The sequence below is a fragment of the Paraburkholderia sp. BR10141 genome, assembly GCF_056155635.1.
Map to the genome: position 1 here is coordinate 275,553 of NZ_JBMIQH010000003.1, position 16,155 is coordinate 291,707.

18 protein-coding genes are annotated in these 16,155 nt (G+C 64.3%); 12 read left to right on the top strand and 6 right to left on the bottom strand.

Annotation, left to right across the window (positions count from 1 at the left end; genetic code table 11):
* The first annotated feature begins 27 nt into the window (after positions 1-27).
* On the top strand, positions 28-456 hold the full coding sequence (locus tag ACOJB8_RS05940; RefSeq protein WP_475011509.1) for a hypothetical protein: 429 nt from the start codon (positions 28-30) through the stop codon (positions 454-456).
* Between the two features lie 32 nt (positions 457-488).
* Here the strand turns inward: ACOJB8_RS05940 and ACOJB8_RS05945 are convergent, their stop codons facing one another.
* Positions 489-1,115 (bottom strand): LysE family translocator, encoded by a 627-nt coding sequence (locus tag ACOJB8_RS05945; protein WP_475011511.1) that lies wholly within the window; start codon positions 1,113-1,115, stop codon positions 489-491.
* A gap of 123 nt (positions 1,116-1,238) precedes the next feature.
* On the opposite strand from ACOJB8_RS05945, the gene ACOJB8_RS05950 reads away from it, so the two are divergent.
* From ACOJB8_RS05950 to ACOJB8_RS05985, 8 genes are all read left to right on the top strand, one after another.
* Positions 1,239-1,691 carry an Lrp/AsnC family transcriptional regulator gene (locus ACOJB8_RS05950; protein ID WP_069262125.1) on the top strand — a complete coding sequence of 151 codons (453 nt, stop codon included), beginning with the start codon at positions 1,239-1,241 and terminating at the stop codon, positions 1,689-1,691.
* Positions 1,692-1,865: 174 nt separating this feature from the next.
* On the top strand, positions 1,866-2,285 hold the full coding sequence (locus ACOJB8_RS05955) for a MarR family winged helix-turn-helix transcriptional regulator (RefSeq protein WP_069262126.1): 420 nt from the start codon (positions 1,866-1,868) through the stop codon (positions 2,283-2,285).
* A 90-nt stretch (positions 2,286-2,375) separates the two neighbouring features.
* Positions 2,376-3,683: a chloride channel protein gene (locus ACOJB8_RS05960; RefSeq protein ID WP_475011514.1), complete on the top strand. Its 1,308-nt coding sequence runs from the start codon at positions 2,376-2,378 to the stop codon at positions 3,681-3,683.
* A gap of 364 nt (positions 3,684-4,047) precedes the next feature.
* On the top strand, positions 4,048-5,628 hold the full coding sequence (locus tag ACOJB8_RS05965) for an isocitrate lyase (protein ID WP_368617511.1): 1,581 nt from the start codon (positions 4,048-4,050) through the stop codon (positions 5,626-5,628).
* A gap of 140 nt (positions 5,629-5,768) precedes the next feature.
* The gene (locus ACOJB8_RS05970; protein WP_069262129.1) at positions 5,769-5,987 is read left to right on the top strand and encodes a hypervirulence associated TUDOR domain-containing protein; all 219 of its coding nucleotides are present in this window, start codon (positions 5,769-5,771) and stop codon (positions 5,985-5,987) included.
* 95 nt (positions 5,988-6,082) lie between these two features.
* On the top strand, positions 6,083-6,688 hold the full coding sequence (locus ACOJB8_RS05975; protein ID WP_475011515.1) for a hypothetical protein: 606 nt from the start codon (positions 6,083-6,085) through the stop codon (positions 6,686-6,688).
* A 64-nt stretch (positions 6,689-6,752) separates the two neighbouring features.
* Positions 6,753-7,160: an OsmC family protein gene (locus ACOJB8_RS05980; RefSeq protein ID WP_475011517.1), complete on the top strand. Its 408-nt coding sequence runs from the start codon at positions 6,753-6,755 to the stop codon at positions 7,158-7,160.
* Positions 7,161-7,165: 5 nt separating this feature from the next.
* A complete protein-coding gene (locus ACOJB8_RS05985) occupies positions 7,166-8,011 on the top strand; it encodes a GNAT family N-acetyltransferase (protein WP_475011519.1) in 846 nt (281 codons plus the stop codon).
* A gap of 5 nt (positions 8,012-8,016) precedes the next feature.
* On the opposite strand, the gene ACOJB8_RS05990 is transcribed toward ACOJB8_RS05985, so the two are convergent.
* The 5 genes from ACOJB8_RS05990 to ACOJB8_RS06010 all read right to left on the bottom strand — a co-directional run bounded on the left by ACOJB8_RS05990 (position 8,017) and on the right by ACOJB8_RS06010 (position 13,602).
* The gene (locus ACOJB8_RS05990) at positions 8,017-9,162 is read right to left on the bottom strand and encodes a lipocalin-like domain-containing protein (protein WP_069262420.1); all 1,146 of its coding nucleotides are present in this window, start codon (positions 9,160-9,162) and stop codon (positions 8,017-8,019) included.
* Positions 9,163-9,166: 4 nt separating this feature from the next.
* Positions 9,167-11,809 (bottom strand): FtsX-like permease family protein, encoded by a 2,643-nt coding sequence (locus ACOJB8_RS05995; protein WP_475011521.1) that lies wholly within the window; start codon positions 11,807-11,809, stop codon positions 9,167-9,169.
* Between the two features lie 3 nt (positions 11,810-11,812).
* Positions 11,813-12,499, bottom strand: coding sequence for an ABC transporter ATP-binding protein (locus tag ACOJB8_RS06000; protein ID WP_069262422.1), 687 nt, complete (start codon positions 12,497-12,499; stop codon positions 11,813-11,815).
* 25 nt (positions 12,500-12,524) lie between these two features.
* The gene (locus ACOJB8_RS06005) at positions 12,525-12,998 is read right to left on the bottom strand and encodes a ferritin-like domain-containing protein (protein ID WP_069262423.1); all 474 of its coding nucleotides are present in this window, start codon (positions 12,996-12,998) and stop codon (positions 12,525-12,527) included.
* A gap of 112 nt (positions 12,999-13,110) precedes the next feature.
* Positions 13,111-13,602, bottom strand: coding sequence for an SRPBCC family protein (locus tag ACOJB8_RS06010; protein WP_069262132.1), 492 nt, complete (start codon positions 13,600-13,602; stop codon positions 13,111-13,113).
* 104 nt (positions 13,603-13,706) lie between these two features.
* On the opposite strand from ACOJB8_RS06010, the gene ACOJB8_RS06015 reads away from it, so the two are divergent.
* The 3 genes from ACOJB8_RS06015 (at position 13,707) to ACOJB8_RS06025 (ending at position 16,078) form a co-directional block, all read left to right on the top strand.
* The gene (locus ACOJB8_RS06015) at positions 13,707-14,303 is read left to right on the top strand and encodes a DUF1571 domain-containing protein (RefSeq protein ID WP_368684334.1); all 597 of its coding nucleotides are present in this window, start codon (positions 13,707-13,709) and stop codon (positions 14,301-14,303) included.
* A gap of 298 nt (positions 14,304-14,601) precedes the next feature.
* The gene (locus ACOJB8_RS06020; RefSeq protein WP_475011526.1) at positions 14,602-15,657 is read left to right on the top strand and encodes an O-fucosyltransferase family protein; all 1,056 of its coding nucleotides are present in this window, start codon (positions 14,602-14,604) and stop codon (positions 15,655-15,657) included.
* Between the two features lie 52 nt (positions 15,658-15,709).
* Positions 15,710-16,078, top strand: a complete 369-nt coding sequence (locus tag ACOJB8_RS06025) for a DUF2784 domain-containing protein (RefSeq protein ID WP_475011527.1) — start codon at positions 15,710-15,712, stop codon at positions 16,076-16,078.
* Positions 16,079-16,155: the final 77 nt, after the last annotated feature.

Sequence of the window (16,155 nt, forward strand, 5' to 3'; positions counted from 1 at the left end):
CGACCTGAAACCGAAGGAACATCCGACATGAAATTCAACGACACTGCGCCTGTATTGGCGCCCGAAAACACGCCGCCGCTTTGGCTGGCGAGACTGGCAAACAATGCAACGCTGGAAGCGACCGTCCTGAAGCGTCCGATAGAGGGCCGCGCCGATATCCTTGCCGTAATCAGACATGCCGTTTCTCTCTATGAGTTCCAGCATCACAGCTACAAAGGGGAAATCGGCAACAACCTGTATATGGAGTCCTACCGGTCGCAGATCCACGGACAACCCATCGAGACCGTAGTCGTCGCGCATTTAAACGAGAACGGTGAAACGGACTCGGTCGTCATCAACCATCGACCGCTCGAGGCTGCGCTGCTATTTTCGGCACTGATGTGGGAGCGGGTGGACGAACGATTCCGCGACTACTATTTGAGCGGACCGGAAGCGGCGGCCATGAAAACGGCGTAGTTCGGCAAGCGGCGTTGAGCCGCCTGCGGCCGTCAATGCATGAGAGCAAAAGCCTGCTCGGCAAACAGAATGACCGCAACCACGATCATCGTCGCGCCGGACAGCTGGCTCACCCTGCGGGCAGCCGTTGGCCGGGTCGTCAGAATGGCCTTCGATCCCACGCCGACGACGGAGTACACCGACGCGCAATTGATCATGTGCAGCAGACCCAGCGCCACGATCTGCGTGGAGACCGGCCACAAGGCATCGCGCCGCGTGAACTGCGGCAGGAGCGCGACGAACAACAGAATGGCCTTCGGATTGAGACCGCTGATCGCGAAGCCGCGCAACGTCCATCGCCACCGGCTTCTCTCGTCCTGCGCCCGTCCAGCCGGGAGTTCCGAAGGCCGCATGAATGTCCTGATACCGAGCCAAACCAGGTAGGCCCCGCCAACGGCAGTCAGTACGGGAAGCACGCCGGGGACGCTCATCACCAGCGTTCCCACACCTGCTGCCACGATCAGCGTGATCGCGAGATAGCCGGCCAGCATGCCGCCAACGGCGGGTGCGACCGCGCCGCCGCGCAGTCCCGCGGAAATCACGTACGCCCAATCCGCGCCGGGGACCATCACCAGCGAGATCGATACGATCCAGAACGCCGTCAACAAACTGGCTTCCACTTCTACACTCGCTTCCTGTCAAGCGGGCGCCACCGCCCGAAGGCGCAAATGGTAGGCCCTGGGACGCGAAAAGTGCTCCCTATGTCTTGCGTGTTGCGGGCGCTGAACGCTAATATTTAGCGCATGGACGCGATCGATCGAAAAATTCTTGCTGAGATCCAGCAGGATGGACGAATTTCCCTCACCGAGCTGAGCGAGCGGGTTGGCTTGAGCGTCTCCCCATGCCAGCGGCGGCTGCGCGCGCTGGAGAGCGAGCAGGTGATCAGCGGTTACCGCGCCACGATCGACGCTTCGGCAGTCGGCCTGAATTTTTCCGCGATCGTCTTCGCGACCTTGCGCGAAGGCAGCAGTGAGAACGTGCAATCGTTCGAGGACGCGCTCATCGACATTCCCGAAATCACGCGCGCGGAGCGTCTGTTCGGCGAACCCGACTACATGCTGCATGTCGTCACGCGGGATCTGAAGGCGTTCCAAACCCTCTATGATCGCCGGCTTCTGCCGCTGCCGTCGGTACTGCGGCTGACGTCGACGCTCGTGATGAAGAGCATCTTTCAGGACCGGCCGCTTCCGTTGTGATCGTGACTTGACGTTAGCGTCAAGGAACCTCCTTTTTCACGCTGCTTGCACTCCTGGCTGGATTTGCGCGAACTGCGCATTGAGTACGACACAACCTCCCCGACGACCGGTCCGCAGCACCCCCTTCGCCCGGCGAGGCACTCCGCACGACCGGCAACGCATCAGGAACCGCACATGAATTCAGGCAAATCAACCAGACGCGGGCTGCCAGGCAAGCGCGAACTCGAAGCGATGTCGGCGTTCCGGTATGACCTGCGCAAGTTTCTGCGGGCGTCCGAAGAAATTGCCAACGCCGCGGGCATCACGACGCTCCAGTACCAGTTGCTGCTGCACGTATGCGGCTTTCCCGATCGCAACTGGGCGACCGTCGGCGAACTCGCGGAGCGGTTACAGGCGGCCCCGAATGGCACTGCAGCGCTCGTCTCGCGCTGCGAATCGGCCGGGCTCGTGACGCGCAAACCCGATCCCGCCGACCGGCGCCAGGTGCAGGTCCATCTCACGGCGAAGGGCGAGATGTTCCTGCTCGAACTCGCGGCCGAGCACAAGGCGGTCTATGGCGCGTTCGGCTGGGTGTTCGACGAGGCCGGCAGCTAGCCCTTCCCGCAGCGGATCTATTGGTCTGGCGCAGGGGTAAAGGCAATTTATGTCACAATGTGCCTTAAATGCCATTTTCTCCGGCCATCCATGCGATTTTCGAACATTTTTGATCGGCGCACGATTGTGCGAAGCCATCGGCGCTGGCGCTATTTCGGCGTCTTCTGGGCCGGCGCCATCGCGACAGGGCTCATCGCAGTCATGTACGCGCGGCTCATCGACTTCGGCTTCGACGTCTTTGTGAAGATGACCGCCCATAACGGGTGGTTGCCGCTTGTCATCACGCCGGCCATCGCCGCGTTCAGCGTCTGGGCCACGCGCCGCTGGTTTCCGGGTTCCGAGGGCAGCGGCATCCCGCAGGTCATCGCGACGTTGCACGATGTGCGCGGACTCGGCCCGCGCCTTCTTACGCTGCGCATCCTGATCGGCAAGATCGCCCTGTCGTTTCTCGCGATTCTCGGCGGATTCACGATTGGCCGCGAAGGGCCGACCATCCACGTGGGCGCGGCGCTCATGTACAGTCTGCGGCGCTTCTACCCGGCGCGCCTGCGCAGCATGTACGGCGTCGGCCTCGAATACAAGCTCGCGCTCGCGGGCGCGGCCGCCGGACTTTCCGCTGCGTTCAATGCGCCGCTCGCGGGCGTGGTCTTCGCCATCGAGGAACTCACCCGCAGCTTCGAGGCGAAAACCAGCGGCGTGATCATCACGGCCATCATCTTTGCGGGCGTCGTCTCACTCGCGCTGCAAGGCAACTATGTGTATTTCGGCACCATCGCCATCGGCGGCCATTTTCCCGATCTGCTCGCCGTCGCCGTCATTCTCGTCGGCGTGATCACCGGCCTCGCAGGCGGCGTGTTTTGCTGGCTGCTGCTCAACACCGAGCGATGGATGCCCGCACGCTTGTCCATTTTCCGAAAGGACAGACCCGTAGCGTTCGGCGCGCTGTGCGGTTTGTTCATCGCCGTGATCGGCGTGGCGAGCGGCGGCCACCTGTTCGGCAGCGGCTATTCGGAAGCGCGCGGCATGCTCGAAGGCCACTCGCAGCTCGGTGCCGCTTATCCTGTGCTGAAAATGGCCTCGATGGTGGGCTCGTACCTGCCGGGCACGCCGGGCGGCCTTTTTGCGCCGTCGCTGGCGATCGGCGCCGGCATTGGCAATGCACTGCACATGGTGTTCGGGCAGATGCAGCTGCCGATGCTGATCGCGCTCGGCATGGTCGGCTATCTGGCCGCCGTCACGCAGAGCCCGATCACGGCGTTCGTCATCGTCATCGAAATGATCGACGGGCACGCACTCGTGATCTCGTTGATGGCAACGGCGCTCGTGTCGAGCCAGGTCTCGAAGCTGTTCGCGCCGCCGCTGTATGAAGCCCTGGCGCATCGCTATCTGAAGCAGTGACGCACGCTGAGACGTCCGTTCGTGAGAACGGACGTCTACCCAAACCCCCGCCTCTCTTTGCTCGAGCCATCCGCGCTCGCCCGCCCCGGCCACCGAAAGCGCACTTCACATCGTGAAATTCAGCTTGAATTCCCGAAGCGGCGCCGTTTCGCTTTGTGAAAACATGTTCTACAGCGCAAAAATTGTTCGCTATCTCGTTGATAAATAACAAATAAATAACTCATATGTCTTATATAAGACTTTGCTGCGACGCATCAGGAAGCCCCTACAATTGAGCCATGCAGTTCGCTTCGACGTACGTGGCGGCACGCTGAACCCCATTCATTCAATCGCGCTTTGCTCTTCGGAGACTTAGGAGATACACATGGCTCAATATCAGGACGACATCAAGGCAGTGGCTGCTTTGAAGGAGAAACAAGGCAGCGCCTGGAATGCTATCAACCCCGAATCCGCCGCACGCATGCGGGCCCAGAACAAGTTCAAGACGGGCCTCGACATCGCGAAGTACACGGCGAAGATCATGCGCGCCGATATGGCTGCCTACGACGCCGATCCATCGAAGTACACGCAGTCGCTGGGTTGCTGGCACGGCTTCATTGGCCAGCAGAAGATGATCTCCATTAAGAAGCACTTCAACAGCACCGAGCGCCGCTACCTTTACCTGTCGGGCTGGATGGTGGCCGCGCTGCGCTCCGAGTTCGGCCCGCTGCCGGACCAGTCGATGCACGAGAAGACCTCCGTCAGCGCGCTGATCCGCGAGCTGTACACCTTCCTGCGCCAGGCCGACGCCCGTGAACTGGGCGGCCTGTTCCGCCAGCTGGACGCCGCTGTTGGCCCGGCCAAGGCGGCCATCCAGGAGAAGATCGACAACCACGTCACCCACGTCGTGCCGATCATCGCCGACATCGACGCGGGCTTCGGCAACGCGGAAGCCACCTACCTGCTGGCCAAGCAGTTCATCGAAGCGGGCGCATGCTGCATCCAGATCGAAAATCAGGTGTCCGACGAGAAGCAGTGCGGCCACCAGGACGGCAAGGTCACCGTGCCGCACGAGGACTTCCTGGCCAAGGTCCGCGCGATCCGCTACGCCTTCCTCGAACTGGGCGTGGACGACGGCATCATCGTGTGCCGCACCGACTCGCTGGGCGCCGGCCTGACCAAGCAGATTGCCGTGACCCACACGCCGGGCGACCTGGGCGACCAATACAATTCGTTCCTCGACTGCGACGAAATCGCGGCCGACGCGCTGGGCAACGGTGACGTCGTCATCAAGCGCGACGGCAAGCTGTTGCGTCCGAAGCGCCTGCCGAGCAACCTGTTCCAGTTCCGCGCCGGCACGGGCGAAGCACGCTGCGTCCTCGATTGCATCACCTCGCTGCAAAACGGTGCTGACCTGCTGTGGATCGAAACCGAAAAGCCGCATATCGCCCAGATCGCCGGCATGGTCAACGAGATTCGCAAGGTCATCCCGAACGCCAAGCTGGTGTACAACAACAGCCCGTCGTTCAACTGGACGCTGAACTTCCGCCAGCAGGCGTATGACGCGATGAAGGCCGCGGGCAAGGACGTGTCGGCATACGACCGCGCCCAGCTGATGAGCGTGGAGTACGACGAGAGCGAACTGGCGAAGGCCGCGGACGAAAAGATCCGCACCTTCCAGGCCGACGCGTCGCGCGAAGCCGGTATCTTCCATCACCTCATCACACTGCCGACGTATCACACCGCTGCGCTGTCGACCGACAACCTCGCCCGCGAATACTTCGGCGACCAGGGCATGCTGGGTTATGTCGCTGGCGTGCAGCGCAAGGAAATCCGTCAGGGCATCGCCTGCGTCAAGCACCAGAACATGTCCGGCTCGGATATCGGCGACGACCACAAGGACTATTTCAGCGGCGAAGCGGCGCTGAAGGCGGCGGGTAAAGACAACACGATGAATCAGTTCTGACACCTGTCATTCCCGACGTAAAAACGCCAACTCAATCGGGTTGGCGTTTTTTTATGCGTCGAGATCGCTCGCCGGGACCTCAGCCGCAGGAACGAAGAATGCGACTCCGGAGGGGGATTCAACCACCGGAGCGCACAATCATGTCCCATCGACTCAAAACAGGCGATCGCGTCACGTGGAACACCCCGGAAGGCATGACGACAGGCACGGTCGTCCGCCGGATCATCAGGGATACGGAACTGGAAGGCCACACTGTCGCCGCGTCGAAGGACGACCCGTATTACGAGGTCGAAAGCGAGAAAGACGGTCAGCACGCGGTGCAACCCGCCGACGGACTGGAAAAGGTGCACAAGCACTGACCTGCGCGGAATTACATAGTCGAATTCGTCGGCCAGTAGCTCGACCTCATTGAGGGACAGGCTCTCAGTATCCCTGATACAACTCGAAACGTTCTGTGCACGATGAGTCGGTAAACTTCTCGTGCGGGCATGCCGATGGCTTGCCGAAACGCACCTGCTGTTACCCTCATCACCCTTTCCCCGGCACCCGGCGGTACGCCCGCGCCGGGGAATATGACCTGGAACGTATTGTGGACGACCGATTCGACCGGCGCGAACTGTTGCTGCACCTTGGAGATGTTCTGGAAGCGATGCGCAACGTCGGCGCGACTCAAGCCTTTTCGCCCGTTGCGCTCCTTGCTTCGCGCGAGCCTTCCTTGCAGGCGTTGCCCTTTCTGCAGCACATGTCGCCTCGCTTGCGCGCAAGAGATTTTCTTGAACGGGCCGCAAGCGCCTACGCGAGCTGGCCAAGGGCGCTTCTGGAGACCGAACTCGATCGCGCCGAGCTCGCCTCGACGGTGCAGCGCGAACTCTTCGCGGACGATCCGCTAGCTTGGGCATCGTACGCCGCCTACGTCAGGCAGAAGGTCAGCTGGTTCGGACTCGAACTCGATAAGTCGGCGCACGCCTCGACAGCGGTGAACGATGATGACGAGGAGAACGGCGGAACTTCACCTACGCCTGCGATGAAGACGGGCTGGCCATGGAAGCCGATCGAGTAAGCTACGCTCCCCCCCGCTTCGCTAATGTGATCGCCCGCGAGACCCAACCACCGAGGAGTTACCCATGCCGCTCGCTACCGCCACTGCCAGCCTTGCCGCCGACGCGCCCAACTACGTCGTCGCCATCGAGGCCGGCCGCCACCCGCTGACCGGCGACGAAGGCCCGCACGAAGGCGGCCAGGACCGCGGCCCCGCGCCATTTGCGTTCGTGCTGTCCGGGCTTGCCGCATGCACGGCCGCCACGCTGCGCATGTACATGCAGCGCAAGACCTGGCCGGCCGCCGCGATCGCCGTCGAGGTCAGCCTGCATGCGGATCACGACGGGACCCAGTACATCCGGCGCGGCGTCGCAGTCGACGGACCGCTTGGAGAAGCGCAGCGCGCGCGCCTGGCCGAAATTTGCGAAAAGACGCCCGTCACGCTCTTCATCAAGCGCGGCACGCGCATCGACACGACCTTGCGCATTGGATGAACGTCATGGATCGAACCGGCGACTTCATCGTACGCACCATGTCGACCGACGAGGTGGCACTGGCGGTCGAATGGGCAGCCGCTGAGGGCTGGAACCCCGGGTGGCACGACCCGCGCTGCTTCCGTGAAGCGGACCCGGACGGCTTCCTCGTCGGCGTTTTGCGCGGTGAGCCCGTCGCGAGCCTCTGTGCCGTTGCGTACGACGACAGCTTTGGCTTCATCGGCCTCTACATCGTGAAACCCGGATTTCGCGGCAAGGGCTTCGGCATGCGCATCTGGCAGCACGGCATGCGTTACCTGGGAGACCGTAACATCGGTCTCGATGGCGTCGTCGCCCAACAGGCGAACTACGGGAAGTCCGGATTCCGGCTCGCGTACCGCAACATCCGCTATCAGGGGCGCGTGAGCGGCATCGGGTGCGCGTGTGTCGTGCCAGCCGCCGACGTGCCGTTCGAGCAGTTGCTTGCCTACGATCGCGCCTGTTTTCCCGCGGGGCGCGAGCGTTTCCTCCGCGCCTGGATCGCCCAGCCGGATGCCGTTGCGCTCGCAACGGTCGAGGCGGGCCGCGTTGCCGGATACGGCGTCGTGCGTCGCTGCGAGGCGGGCTGCAAGATCGGGCCGCTCTTCGCCGACGATGCGGACGTCGCCACGGGCCTCTTTCGCGCGCTGGCGGCGAGCATGCCGGGCGAGGTCATCGTGCTCGACGTGCCGGAGACGAACCCTGCGGCCGTCGCGCTGGCAGAACGGCACGGTATGACGAGCGTCTTCGAAACCGCGCGGATGTACACGAAAAACGCGCCCGCGATTGCGATCGATCGCGTCTTCGGCGTGACGTCGTTCGAGCTGGGTTGACAGATCTAAAGCTCGAGCCGCTGAACATAGCCCGTGAGTTCGAGATAGCCGCGTCCCAGCGGTCTTCCTGCGGGTTTCGTCGCGGTTTTCTCAGCATCGGTGCTCGCCGCGTCCGCCTGAAACGCCGTCACCGCCCCCTCCCAATACACCGCGCCGGTGCTCGCGCGGCTGTCGAACTCCTGATCGTCCATGAGCGGCGCAAGCGTCAGATGCACGTCCTGCGCATCGACGCGCATCGCCACCGGATACTGTGCACCGGTATGCGGCGAACGCCACTGGCGCAGCGGCGTGAAGCGGATGCTATCGGGCGATAGCGTATGCGTGCTGCCATCGGCGGCGCGCAGCGTGCCGCCAGCCCAGAACTTGTGGCCTGCCTTGTCGCGAATCTGCAAAGCCATGAGTGCGCCGCCGTCATCGAAGTTGATGCCGATCCAGTCCCAGCCGACCGCGCCGTCTGCGAGCGGCGCCGACGACCATTCGTGATCGAGCCACGCCTGCCCTCGCACGTGCCCGGCATGGCCAGTCGATTGACCACCGCGCTTGAGCATGCCGTCGACTTGCAGCCACGGCACGCTGTAGTAGTAGCTCGCCTCGTCCGGCAGCGGGCCTTTGCGGCTGTACCCGCCCTGCCCGTTGACGAGCACCGGCTGCGTCGGCGCCAGAGTCAAGGCGAACGTGAAGTCGGGCGTAGCGACGTTCAGGCGGTAGCGGCCATCCGTGTTGCGCTCGATCGACCAGTCGTCGATGCGGACTGCCGTGTCCGTCTCGCTCGCTTGCGCGAGACCAAAGCCGCGGCGCGCAATCCGCTGGTCGTGCTGCAGCTTGCCCGCGTGCGGATCGCTCAGCGCCACGTTGGCGAACAGCAACTGATTCGGCGCGAAGCGGCTCGGATTCGCTTCGTCGAGCGCGGGGCGCGAGCGGAAGAATGTCGCTTCGAAGCCCAGCGATGCATCGGCAGCCGCGTCGGCGTCCGGTTGCAGCCAGCCGGTCACGTACCACCATTCGGTGCGGTAGCTCGAATGCGCGCCATAGTCGCGCGGGAACACGAGCGGCTGTCCGCTCGTCACCGCCGGAAAATCCGGCATGCGCGCCCATGCAACGCCTTGCGACAGCGCGGCGAGCGACGATAAGAGAAACGTGCGCCGTCTCATCGCGTCACCAATCGTCGCGCACAGCGCGCACCGCATCGACCGACATCGCGGCGCGCGAACTCAGGAGCGCCGTGAGCGCGGCGGCCACGACGACCGCCGAGGCCAGCGCCGCCAGCAATCCCCATGGCATATGCACACTCATCGTCCAGTGAAACGATTGCGGGTTGACGACATGCACGAGCACCATCGCGAGACTCAGGCCCAGCGTCAAGCCGGCAAGCACGCCGAGCAGCGCAACGAGCGCACCCTCCATCGCGAGCATGAGCCCGATCTGGCGACGCGTCACGCCGATATGCCGCAGCATGCCGAACTCGCGCGTGCGGGCGAGCGCTTGCGACCCGAAGCTCGCGCCGACGCCGAACAAGCCGATGATCACCGCCACCGCTTCCAGCAGATACGTCACGGCGAAGCTGCGGTCGAAGATCCGCAGGCTCGCCGCACGGATCTCGCCCGGCTGCGCGAACTCGAGACGCTGCCCGCCATGCACGCTCTCGCGCAAGCGTGCGATCGCTTGCGCCGGCGCCACGCCCGCGTCGAGCCACAAGGCGGCATCGCTCACGCGCGTGTCGCGGGTCAGCCGTCGATAGTCGCTCGCGTCGATCACGATGGCCCCGAACTGGCGTGCATAGTCGCGCCAGATGCCGGCCACCGTAAACGGCAAGCGCTGGCCCGCCAGCGGCAGCGTGATGCGTTGGCCTGTGTGCATCCCGTACAGATCGGCGGCCGCCTCGCTGATCCACACCGGCGGCGGCTCGCCCGCTTGCGGTACGCGAGGCGCAGTCGTCAGCGGCAGGCGCGCGGCGGGGTTGTGCGCATCGATGGGTCGCGCGAGCAGGCTCACGGGCGGCAGGCGAGCATCTAGCGAGATTTGCGTCGCGCGCAGAAACTCGGCGCGCGCGATACCGGGTGTCGCTGCGATGACTGCCTGATCGCCCGGCGAAAGGAATGCGCTGTCGCCGCCCGGCGAAGCGCGCAGATAGAGCGGCGCGGGCAGCAGCAACTGCAGCCAGTCGTCGACGGCGACGCGAAAGCTCGACACCATGATCGCCATCGCCGTCATCAGGCTGAAGCTCGTGACGATGCCCGCGAGCCCGATCGTCGCGCGGCCGGGGGCATTGGCGAGCTGCGCCAGCACGAGCTGCGGCAAGACATGATTCGAGCGCGGCAGCACGGCGAACACGGCGCGAGCGAGCGCCGGCATCGCCAGCACGCCGCCCAGCAACAACAGCGCGATGGACAGATAGCCGAACACCGGCAAGCCCGCCACGGGCGGCAATAACGCGGTGACGAGCCCGGCGGCGATCGCGAGCAGCGCCGCCGTGACGGTGCGCTTGGTACGCAGCCGGGCGGCCGGCGCTTCCTCGTCGCCCGCCTTCAGCGCCCGCGCGGGTCGCGCCCTCGCGGCTTCGAGCGCCGGCGCGAGACTGCCGAGCACCGACGCGGCCATCCCCAGCGCAAAGAATATTGCCGCCGGCATGGCATCGAAATGCACGCGCGGCTGCACGCCTTCGAAATAGCCGCCGCCCAGATCGCCGCCCGCATAGCGGAGCACGGCCGCCGCGAGCGCGAAGCCGATGGCGAGCCCCGCCGCCGCGCCGAGCACGCCGAGGATCGCGCCCTCGGTGACGACGAGCCACAGCACGCCACGCTGCGTCACGCCGATCGCGCGCAACAGCGCAAACTGCGCGCGACGCCGCAGTACGGCCAGGGCCTGCATCGTGAAGACGAGGAACGCCCCGGTGAACAGCGCAACGAGCGCGAGCACGTTGAGATTCGCGCGATACGCACGCGAGAGCATCGAGGTGCGCCGGGCGTTGTCACCCGGTGTGAAGGCGGCGACACCCGCGGGCAAGTGCGGCGCGAGCGAATGCGCGAACACTTCGGCATCGACGCCCGGCTTGAGCTTGATGTCGATGCGCTCGAGTGTGCCGAGCCGCTGCAGGCGCCATTGCGCGGCGCCGATGTCCATCACGCCGACACGCACCGCATCGCCCGAGGCCGGCAACACACCCGCGACGCGCAGGGCGACCGAAGCGAGCCCGACCTGCACCGTGAGCGAATCGCCAGGCTTGAGCGCGAGCCAGCTCAGCGCGGCTGGCGAAAGAAATACGGTGTCCGGGTCGAGCAGATCGAGCGTGCTGGCCTTCGTACCGTTCGTGCCATGCGTGCCATGCGTGCCATTCGTACGATCGGCCAGTTCCACGCGTCCGACGAGATTCGGCGTGACATACCCTGCGCGAAACACATCGACGCCGAGAAGTTTCAGCGACTCGTCGCGTCCCGCCACGCGCGCATCGACCTCCACCACCGGGCTGACCGCGGCGACCTCGGGCAAGCTGGCAATGCGCGGGTACAGCGCTTCATCGAAGCCCGCGCGCGGCCCGCGCAGCTCGATATCCGCATTGCCCATCAGCGAGTTGACAGTGGCCGACAGCTCGTTGAGCGCCGCGCGATTGATCAGCTGCACCGCGTAGCCCATCGCGACGCCCGCGGCAATCGCGAGAATGCCGATCAGCGTGCGCAGCGGATGCGCGCGCATTTCCCCGGCGATGAGCGCCGCGCCGACGCCGCCAGCAGGCGTGCGATCGCCCCGGCAACGCGATGCGGCAGCGTCGCGCGATGAACCCACGGCACCGAACCAGCGCATCGCCTACGCGCCGCCTGGGCCGGGCGAGTACGGCTCGAGCCCGGCGGGCGTGAGCCGCAGCACGCGGTCGGCGGCAGCCGCCACGGCGACCGAATGCGTCGCGAGCAGCACGCCCGCGCCGTTCTTTTGCGCCAGTTCGCGCAGCAGCGCGAGGATGCGCATCGCCGTGTCGTGATCGAGATTGCCGGTGGGCTCGTCGGCCAGCACGAGACGCGGCTGATGCACGAGCGCGCGCGCGATCGCTACCCGCTGCAACTCGCCGCCCGACAATTCACGCGGAAGCGCGCGCTCGCGCCCGCCGAGCCCGACTGCATGCAGCACGGACGAGACGCGCACCGGCACGTCTTTCGCCCGCATGCCGTTCAGGAGCAGCGGCAGCGCGATGTTCTGCGCCGCCGAGAGGTTCGGCAGCACATGGAAGGCCTGGAACACGAAGCCCATCTTCTGTCGGCGCTGCAGGGTGGCCGCGTCGTCGTCGAGTGCGCCGAGGTCGTGTCCGTCGAAGACGATCTGTCCCGCGTCCGGCCGGTCGAGACCGGCCGCGAGATTGAGCAGCGTCGATTTTCCGGCGCCCGATTCGCCCATGATGGCGACGCATTCACCCGAGCGCAATTCGAGATTCACGCCGCGCAGCACGTTGCGCGGCGTGGTGCCGTCATAGTGCTTCGATACGTTGGCGAGCGTCAGCATCATGTCGAACCTAACGCAGCGCCTGTCAGGCGGGCCCCATGTCCTGCCGCGGCGACGTCGCGGTCGTGCCCGGCCGGCGCAGCATCTTGTCGACCTCGCCCGCGTGCAGCTCCTCGACCTGGATCATCTGGCGCGCGTATTCTTCGAGCGCAACCGAGCGGTCTGCCACGAGCGAAAGCAGCTCGCGGTAAAGACCGAGCGCGATCTGTTCGGCCTCGAGCGATTCGCGCAGGATGGCCCCGATATCGAAGGTATGGGAATCGAGCAGCGGACCGATGGCGAGCGACGGATACGCGCCGAGCGTCGTGATCCATTCGCCGGCCTGCTGCGCATGCAGGAGCGACTCGTCCGCCTGCTGCCGCAGCCACGAGACGATCGGAATGCGGCCGAAGCCGAACACCAGGAACGAATAGTGCGTGTACCGCACAACGCCCGCCAGCTCGGATTCGAGGATCTTGTTCAGCACGGCGACGACGGGCTCCTTCTCGATCTCAGTCATGTTGCCTCCCATGCACGGCAAGTAAGCGGTGTGCAATGTTCATAACACCTCCGTCTCGCGGAAATCTCGCAGAAAGCGTGTGCAAGCGCACTGACGAATTCGATTGTTGCACTTATCGCGGTTCGCCGCTGCAATCGATCAAACGAGCCTCGAGCAGGCGCGCAAGCGCCAGGCCGCCTTCGCGCATGATCGAATCGTGATTCCAGCGGAATATCAACCGCACGAGGGGCGCGAATGCGAGCGCGCTCATCCACGCACTGGCCGTCCTGACATGCCAATCGTAGCGCACCATCGTGCGGCTGCCGTCGGCCGCGAAATGCCAGCGCCCCACGCCCTCCAGCGCGCCGCTGGCCTCTCCCTCGAGCGCGAGGAGCGGCGCGACGCGCGTGACGCGAACGTCGATGATCACGCGATAAGGCAGCACGCCTTTCCACGTGTAACGATGCACCGCCCCCAGCCCGTCGGTCTCGCCCGCCCGCAACTCGCGCACCGCTTCGACGTTCTTCCACCAGCTCGGCCAGTTCATCGAATCGTGGATCGCGTCCCATACCGGCTGCACCGGCGCCTCGATGCACCACGAGGTCGTCAGACGGAATTCCGCCATTGTTCGTTTCCTCCTTGTCTGCGCCAGGGCCGGGTGTGCGTTGCGCGATGCGAAGCCGTGCTCCAGAATGACCCATCTTCCACCTTCGAGTATAGGAGGGGCCAATGACGCTCACAGACCGGGATTTCGTGGCCGTCGCACAGGCACGCTTCGATGCGCTCGCAAACTACGAGGTCACGTTGAAATCGACATCGGCGCGAGCGGAAACGGTCGAGGTCCTCTATGGCTACCGAAAGCCCGGCTTCGTTCGGATGGACTTCATCCGGCCGCATGGCGGCGCGACGCTCACCTTCAACCCGGAATCGGGCAAGGTCAAGCTCTGGCCGTTCGGTATCGACACATTTCCGCAGCTCACGCTGGCTCCCGACAATCACATGATTCAGAGCCCGCAGGGTCATCGCGTCGACGAGTCCGATCTCGGCGCACTGCTAGCCAATGTCCGTGCGCTGCAAGAGCATGGCGACACCCAGGTCGTCGGCACCGAAGCGATCGGCACGCACGAGGCGGCGCACGTGATCGTGACGTGCCTGCCCGGACACTTCGTGAGCGGCGTGTTCCGCTATGAGTTATGGTTCGACTCGAGCCATGGTTTGCCCATCAAGGTCGTGAGCGAGGGCGAGTCATGCGAGCCGATCGAAACGGTGCTGATGGAAAACCTGCGCATCGACGTGCCGGATTCGCAGCTCAGGCCGTTCGGCTAGTCGCGCAAGCGATCACTGGCATTGGGGATGTCACTGAATCCTCAGGTTAATCAAGGCGTAAACATGACATCCTAAAATGCCTCAACCGCTTAGGATGCCAAATAACCAGCCAGCCCAAGCGTGCGCGACGAGCCAGCTACCGTCGGAAATATACGTCTGATCCCCCAATCGTTGCTAACGCAGTTAATCGCGATTCCCTCGACGGAACCTACCGTGAGCGGCCCGCTCGCCTGCGAACAGGAAGCGGTGTCGCTCTGCCCGAAAGGTATTCCCGTTCGCTGGATCGAAGGGACATGGCATGTTCAGAAACCTTATCGAGTTCGCAAGACAGGTGCGGCGCAGCGAAGACTTCAAGAATGCGCTCAATACGCCGGCCCGCCTGTCCCTGCATGCGAAGCAACGCCTCAACCGCGGCCACTTCGTCATAGAGATTCGCGCAAATTCCGGCTTCTTTTCCGTTATGCAGATCGTCCTTTGCATCCTCCTGTATTGCGACGAGAAGCGTCTGACGCCCGTTATCTCGGCGCGCGGTGGAAGCTATGGCGACGCGCAAGGCAAAATCGACTGGCTAGCCGAATACTTCGAAGACCTCGCACCGTCCGCCCTGCCGGATGCCGCGAGGGCTGGTTTGCGAACGTCGATCGTACGCGATCTCGGCGATCTGGGCTTTCGCCGTTACGAAGCCGGCCTCCGGCTGGAACGGGCGAGTGCGCTATTCCTGTCGAACTATCGGCCACGCGAATCGATCCGGCAGGAAGTCGCGCGCATCGGCGAGCGGCTCGATATCGGCGCCTCGACGCTGGGCGTCCATTTTCGTGGCACAGATAAAAAGTTCGAAGCCCATACGATCGACCGGAGTGCGTTTTGCCGCATGGTCGAGAAAACCCTTGCAGACGATCACCGGCTCACGAACATCTTCGTCTCCAGCGACGAGCAGGCGTTCCTCGACTTCTTCCGGAAGTGGGGCTTCACTGTGCCAGTCAACGTCGCGCCTGCCACGCTGCTCGCGAGCGGCGAGAAGCCCGTGCACTTCAGCGGACATTCCGGACTCGCAATTGGCCGCGAAGCACTCGTCGCGAGCCTGCTACTCGCAAACTGCGGCCATTTGATCAAGACGCCCTCCTATCTCTCGGGATGGTCGAAGATCTTCAATCCGTCGCTGCGGGTGAGGCTCGTCGTGCCTCCCCGCAACAACGCATTCTGGTTTCCCGATAGCCAGATCTGGACCGAACAGGCCAGGCGCGACCACGACCTGGTGATGCCTGAAATCGAAGACGCGCCTTTCGACTCGCCGTTCACGGCAACCGCGACGACGCCAAACGCGGGAGCCCTCCGCCGACCCATCGATCTTTGAAGACGTATCATCGAAGCCAGAACGCAGGGCGAGGGCAATTGCGAGCATCGTCATGAACTGGCTGGCCAATATCGTTCTCGTGCTGCATGCACTGGTCGTACTCTTCATCGTCGGCGGCTTGCTCGCGATCTGGGTGGACGCCTGGCTCGGGCGCGCCTGGGTACGCAACCGCGTGTTCCGTCTCACGCATCTGCTTGCGATCGGTGTCGTCGCCCTTCTTGCGGTCCTCGACCTCCCGTGTCCGCTCACGGTGCTCGAGGACTGGCTGCGTACCGGGCACGCCGGACCGCAGGGCTTCATCCAGTACTGGGTCAGCGACTTGCTGTACTACGACTTGCCCGGCTGGGTGTTCGCGACGGCCTATGCAGGATTCCTGCTGGTCGTGGCAGCCACCTGGTTTCGTGTCCCGCCGCGTTCGTGACGGCAATCGCGCATCGATCTTCAGCCCGTAACGACAGTGGCGGCACACCGCTTGCTCTCGCCCCCCAAACGCTAATT